This is a genomic window from Aliifodinibius sp. S!AR15-10 (assembly GCF_031569985.1).
Lineage (GTDB): Bacteria > Bacteroidota > Rhodothermia > Balneolales > Balneolaceae > JAMQKA01.
On the sequence record NZ_JAMQKA010000092.1, the window covers coordinates 1 to 6,613 of the forward strand.

Sequence of the window (6,613 nt, forward strand, 5' to 3'; positions counted from 1 at the left end):
TTTCTTTATTCCATCGATAATAGCCCGGGTTCCTTCCTCACCGTGCGACCCATGATGGTCGATCCAGGTCTCTCCGAGGATCTGGCGCCCGAATCCATCTTCCCACCCCTTTTCGGTGCTCTGGAAACTATATTTTGCATACGGGCTGTCGGGGTTGTCTTCGTAGTGAAAGGCGTGGGTGGCCGTGCGTATCCCCACTACCGGTTTGCCGGCCTTCAGGTACTGGTCGATATATTTCATCTGCTCATCTGGCAGCTCACGGAACCGGGTAAAAATGACCATTAAATCAGCACTTTGCAGATGCTGCAGGCCCGGAATATTGTTTTGATACTCCGGATCCACTTGCCCGGTCTCAGGATTTATGGCAAACAGTACCGTTGTCTTAAACCCATGATGTTTAGCCAAAATTTCTGCCAGCAACGGCAACGCTTCTTCCGATCGATATTCTTCATCACCACTAACCAGCACAATATGTTTCCCGTTACCCGGCCCGTTCGCCGGTTCGTAGGAGATCCACTCCGTACCCTCCTGGGCTTGGGCCAGCTGTAGACTAGTAAAAAATAAACATACAATTCCCGCAATCAGGGGCACTAATCTTTTTCCAAGTACTTTCCTGTTCAGATGTAAATTGTGTTCCATTATGCCAGTATTGAGTTTAGGATATATAATTTTTCGTTATTGAAAACTAAATTCCCGGTTTCCATAACATCGCAATATCTTACCGTTTCAACCTTAAAAGAGATATTCCGACCGTTTATAGTACATAAAATTTTCAATCGTATCTCCCATTTAAGATATCGTCATTCAGGAGTACTTTTTGCCACCCATTGAATGGCTTCCAGTATGTGTATATGCCCGAATTCGGTATCCAGGGAACGCAAGTCATGGCCCAATTCGGTGTAGAAAAACCGGCTTCCATCGTACTCACGAATCCATGAGACCGGGTGATCCTCTCCCATCGGCGTAGCTCCCTGCTCCAAAAAATAATCGCGCACCGGCTCATAGGTAGACTCATCCACCCGCAGCAGTACCTGCACCCCCTCCAGGCCGGTAACCGAGCGCGTATGGTTGTGCCAATCGGCCGAGTACCAAAATTCCGGTCCGTACCCTCCGACCGTTGGATGATTCCGGGCTTCCGGGTCTACCATAACTTTTGCCCGCTGGTAATTTGAGTCGCTCTCAAAATCACAACCACCCAGCTCCGAAAACCATGCCCAGCCCTGCTGGCGGACCAGCGCGGCATGCAGTCCCACAATGCCGCCCCCGGCCCGGTACCACTCTCGGATGGCGGTGCGCTGCTCTTCGTTAAATACCAAATCCAGCTCATTGGCGTTGTTAATAAGCAGCACATCGTATGCCCGGAGCGATTCTTCGCTGACATCGGCCGGTGTTTCCGTTACATCCACCTGCATCTGGTGCTCAGCTCCCAGCCGAACAAGCCAGCCATTGATTAACGGAATCTCCGAATGACGATACCATCCTGTTCCTGAAAACACCAAGACACGCAGTGAGTCGGTGTCAATATGACCAAGGCCAGATGCTGCTTTCGCATCGGAATTTGAGGTACCAGCCGAAAACATCAGCAGTAAGACAGTAGCAGCAAACGTATATTTGATTGTTTGTCGTAGGATCATTGGATCAGTGAGCAATTTTTGATTACACCTTTATCGATTGCAGTGACCGTTACCTGTGCACCTTCAGCCAGTCCCGCACGCGGGGATTAAAGTCCTCAATGTTCTCCCAGTGGAAGGCGTGCCCGGAGTTCGGGTACAGGTGTAGCTCACTGTTGGGCAGCGCCTCAGCTACCTCACGGGCCATCCAGGTGGGGGTAAAGGTATCCTCCTGGCCCCCAATGACCAGGCAGGGTTGGCCGACATTGGAAAGTTCATCCAGGACGTCGTGGGTGATGCAGGCCTCAGCCTGTCCCTCCAGCCCGTGCAGAGGTTGCGGGCGCTGGTCATTAGCGGCATCTTTTTGCCCCTCCAGCAGTCCCTCGTACTCCTCGTCATCATCCCACGTAGTCTTGTCGAAAATCAGCAGTTGAATAAACTGCATAAAGTCTTCTGGACGGAGATGTGCCTTCGCATTGACCATGTGCCGGAAAATCGCCTCAGCTTTGCGGTCGCAGCGCGCCCACGGACACATCTGCACCATGCAGCTCACCTTCTCGGGATGCCTCAGGGCCAGCTGCTGGGCAATGGGGCTCCCCATGGAAACTCCGACCACCCGTGCCCTGGAAATGTTGAGGTGATCCATCAGGCCCGCGTAGTCATCGGCCATCTGGGCCATCGTGTAGGGCCCCTCCGGTTTGTCGGAGCGCCCCACTCCGCGGTTGTCCACCTGGATGCAGCGGAAATCCTGCTCCCAAAAGGAGGCATGATCCTCCCACACTTCGCCTGGGGCGGTAATGCCCATAATCAGGATCAGGGGCTCTCCACTGCCGCGTTCTTCATAATACAGTTGAATTCCGTTCGACTCAGCGTATGGCATCGGTATCCCTCGATTTTTTGTTGTGAATTATGTAAGTGCCGGCAACAGGTCGTTTTTGATCCATTGCCCGTCGTGCAGGGTCACCTCGTCGGGATGATCCACCGCCCGGGGGGCCTCATCCTCACAGATAATCCATCCGTCATAACCGATATCCTTCAGCCACTGGGTGATCCCCACCAGGTCCACTTTGCCTTCCCCCATCAGGGCAAACTCGTGCGGGGCCTGCCAGTCCTTGTAGTGCACCAGGTTGATCAGCGACTCGTACTCCTTCATCTTGGCCAACGGATCCATCTCCCCGTTGATGATATGGCCCACGTCGGGGGTCCAGCCGATCACCTCCGGGTCCAGCCCGGGCAGGATCACGTCGTAGTCTTCCTCGGTACGCGTGATCGAAGAAGAGGGAGAATTGGGATGAAAGGTGCTTTCCACGCCCTTCTCAGCGGCCCGCCGCGCCACGCTGTTCAGGTTGGCCACCAGGTTCTTCCGTCGGGCGGCGACATCGTGACGACCGGCCGGGGCGTGGACCAGGCACAGCATCGCCCCCGGAAACTTTGAGGTCAGCTCAATAATCTCGTCGGCTTTTTTTATTTCCTCTTCTGTTTCCTCTGGGTTATTCCAGGGCAGGGTCAGTGCTATGGCCGCCAGCTCTATGCCGTGCTCGTTGAGTTTGGCCGCCAGCTTGTCCGGGTCGGACAGCTCCCCCATCCACCCGGCGATCGGTTCAATACTGTCAAAACCGGCCCGGGCCGTTACCTCTATCATGTGCCCGAGTTCCCCCTGGTGGGCCTTCCCGTTCCCGTCCATAAACCACGTGTACACTTCCGCTCCAAATCGAAATGGTATGTCTGTCATAGTAATATCTATCCTAAAATTTGCAATTATTTTTCAATTCATTGATGTCAGAACCACTCGCCAAAGAATTTCTCAATATCGAGCTTGTCCCCTGTTTCCGCTTGTAGTTCTGAAAGACGATTTACAAGTCGTTTGACAATGGGCCCAGAATCTTCCAGCTCCGCCAGGTCTTTTGTTTCATACGGATCTTCCTCCAGATTGTATAAACGTACCCTGGAGATATCAGGATACAGGATAAGCTTATAGGGCCATTCAATGACGGATCGCTGCTTGTCCAAATAAGCGCCATAAATAGCCGGATGAAGTTCTTTTTCCTCACCATGAATCAAAGGTAACAGGGATCGAAATTGATAGGAATCCGGTATCTTCCCTCCGGCAAGTTCAATCGTGGTCGGTACGACATCCTGCAGGTAGATAGACGTTTCATTCCGCTCTCCTGAAGGAATGCCGGGACCCGCGATAACAAATGGAACGCGCAGTGAATGTTCATACATATTCTGCTTCCCCATCAGCCCGTGTTGGCCGACGGCGAGACCGTGGTCAGCGGTAAATACGAGAATAGTATTCTCCAGCTTGCCGCTCGCCTCCAGCTTGTCTATGATAATTCCGATCTGCTCGTCCATATGCGAAATTATCGCATAATACTCTTGGCGGTTCACACGTACGGCGTATTCAGTACGGGGAAATGGGGCCAGTCGCTCATCACGAAGTTCCCGACCAGAACCTATCGCCTCATTATAGGGATATTCCGCCATGTAGTTTTCCGGGATCTGTAACTCTTTCGGGTCGTAGGACTCAACAAACTCTTTTGGTGACTGCCGGGGATCATGAGATGCGTTAAATGCCAGGTACATGAAAAACGGGTTCTCTCGTTGAGAGGCATCATCAATAAAGCCAAAAGCATCATTTGTCAGCACCTCGGACCAGTGCGTACCTCCCTCCCAAAACCCTCCAAAGCTGCGGTCATATGGACTCCATGGGTCTTCTTTCCCCTCGTGGGGCCTATCATATCCCGCCTCGGTTTGATCGGGCATCCCCGGACGTACATGCACCACATGATCAAACAATTCATTCGGATCCAAGCCGGGCACATGCCACTTGCCGGTGAAATAGGTTTCATATCCAGCCTCTTTTAGCTTCTGGCTCCAGAAATCGCCCTCCCGGTGTATTTGCTTGTAATCATTCTCATAGGCGTCTTGAGCATTCCACACATATTGTCCTATGTTCAACATGGTACGGCTGGGTATACACACGGCTGGGCTCCAGGACCCCATATTATAAGCCCGGGTAAATTTAACGCCTTCTTTGGCAAGCGCATCAATATTCGGCGTTCTGACTTCATCATTGCCGTATATGCCTACGTCATGGTAGCTAAGGTCATCAGCAAAGATGAATACAATATTGGGTTGTGGCTTTTCACTTGAACAAGCTGAGACTGCCAGACACCCCAACAGAATTATTTTTATGGGCAGGTATCTCAACATATTTTTAGATTATTTTAGTATGTATTATCAAATCGCTGATAGAACATACCATTCTTACTCCTCCATGGGATGTTCGTCCAGCAGCTCCTGGGGGGTGTAAAACCCTTCTTTATCCTGCACAGTAGCTCTGACCTTTTCGACCGTTTCGGGATTAATAGGATCAGCCTCGTTACCAAAGGAATTGCGCACGTAGGTCAGCACGGCGGCCACTTCCTCATCGTTGAGCATCCCGCCAAACGGAGTCATGGGCACCTGTCCGGGGTATTGCTCGCCCAAGACTTCGAGCGGGCCCTGCATCCCTTTGAGTACGAGCTTGATCAACCGCTCGGGGTCGCCCGTTACCCAATCCGTGCCCGCCAGCGGTGGAAATCCGGAGGCGGCCAGTCCTTTGCCGTTGGGTTGGTGGCAGGTCTCGCAGCTGCCATCGCGGCTAAAGATCTTCTCGCCCAGTTCATACAGCTCACGGTCGGTCCCTTCCAGGTCGGTCTGTACGGTCTCTTCGCCTTGTTCCGGCGGCATATAAGAGGTGCCCTGAATATGCGCCATCGCCGCGTTAAACGTGGGGGCGATATGCCGGTCCAGCGGATGTTTGGCTGCTTCCGAAAGCACGGGGAGCCCCTCCTGCTCCGGCAGCCACGAAGCCGCTACGATCGCCTCCAAGCGGACTCGTCCGTGATCATCGCCTGCGGCTTGTATTAAAAGTTTTTGCTGACCCTCCACCTGGTGTCCGGTGTATCTCAGTACACGAACCGCAGCGGCCCGCACCCGGTGATCATTTGCTTCTAGCAGCTCTTGAAGCAGGCCCTCGTCAACGTCATTAAGTCCCCATGTCACCCACAGGGCTTCCAAAAGATGGTGTTCGTACTGCGGATCATTTTGATCAAGGTTGGCCGTCCACTCAGAAATATGATTGCGGACCTCGGTGGCATTACGACCACGCAGTTCGCGCCGGGTGCGGTAGCGGGTACGATACTCGGGCAGGGTCAGGTTTTCCAGCAGCTGCTCTGTTGAGGCCCCGGCAACCGGTGCTGGCTCCACCAGCGGACGGTCGGGGTAGGTGATCCGGTAGATCCGCCCGTGCTTGTGATCGCGCAGCGGATCACGGGCGTTGTGCTGCATGTGGCCAATAAGTACGTTGTGCCAGTCGACCAGGTACAGCGACCCGTCAGGGGCAAACTCCATATCAACGGGACGAAAATTCCCGTCGGAGGAGGTCACCAGGTCCTGCCGGTGCTTTGTTGTGAACCCGGTTCCATCCTCAATCATCTGGTGCTGCTTGGTCCCCAGGAAGCCGATCGTATTGTTAATCAACATATCGCCCTGCACTTCGGGGGGGAAGTGACGGCTGGAGACAAACTCCAGCCCGGAGGTCGGTCGCACCATATGATCTTGTTCAATCAGATTATCTGGCATGGGTGAAGGTTCCCCGTACATGGGCTTGATGGTTCCCGGCATCATCCAGCGCACGTTGGGGCTGGAGGTCTCGGCAAAAAAGTTCTGGCCCCACCGGTCGAAGGCGATACCCCAGGGGTTGGGTATCGACAGTTGGGCAGTACGTTCCAACCGGCGCCGCTGCGGGTTGTAGCGATAAAACCCGCCGTTAGTACCGCGCACCGTGCCATAGGAGGTCTCCACATTGGTTCGCAGGAAGACGCCTTCACCCATGTAGACGGCTCCAGAAGGATCGGCCGTGTAGGCACTGTGGGCATGATGGGTATCGTGATCATCAAACCCGCTCAGCACAATCTCCACGCTGTCGGCCCGGCTGTCCCCGTCGGTGTCAAAAT

Annotated in this window: 5 protein-coding genes and 1 pseudogene; all 6 read right to left on the minus strand. The window is 53.6% G+C overall.

The annotated features are described in order from the left end of the window. A pseudogene (locus tag NC796_RS26265) lies at nt 1-639 on the minus strand (hypothetical protein); the annotation flags it as partial. Nucleotides 640-800: 161 nt separating this feature from the next. Further along, nucleotides 801-1,634, minus strand: a complete 834-nt coding sequence (locus tag NC796_RS26270) for a ThuA domain-containing protein (RefSeq protein ID WP_310688840.1) — start codon at nt 1,632-1,634, stop codon at nt 801-803. A gap of 49 nt (nt 1,635-1,683) precedes the next feature. Further along, nucleotides 1,684-2,490 carry an alpha/beta hydrolase gene (locus tag NC796_RS26275; protein WP_310688841.1) on the minus strand — a complete coding sequence of 269 codons (807 nt, stop codon included), beginning with the start codon at nt 2,488-2,490 and terminating at the stop codon, nt 1,684-1,686. A gap of 27 nt (nt 2,491-2,517) precedes the next feature. Next, nucleotides 2,518-3,342 carry a sugar phosphate isomerase/epimerase family protein gene (locus NC796_RS26280; RefSeq protein WP_310688843.1) on the minus strand — a complete coding sequence of 275 codons (825 nt, stop codon included), beginning with the start codon at nt 3,340-3,342 and terminating at the stop codon, nt 2,518-2,520. Nucleotides 3,343-3,389: 47 nt separating this feature from the next. Next, a complete protein-coding gene (locus NC796_RS26285; RefSeq protein WP_310688845.1) occupies nt 3,390-4,826 on the minus strand; it encodes a sulfatase-like hydrolase/transferase in 1,437 nt (478 codons plus the stop codon). A 54-nt stretch (nt 4,827-4,880) separates the two neighbouring features. After that, on the minus strand, nt 4,881-6,613 hold a 1,733-nt coding region (locus NC796_RS26290; protein ID WP_310688847.1), incomplete at its 5' end, for a HEAT repeat domain-containing protein.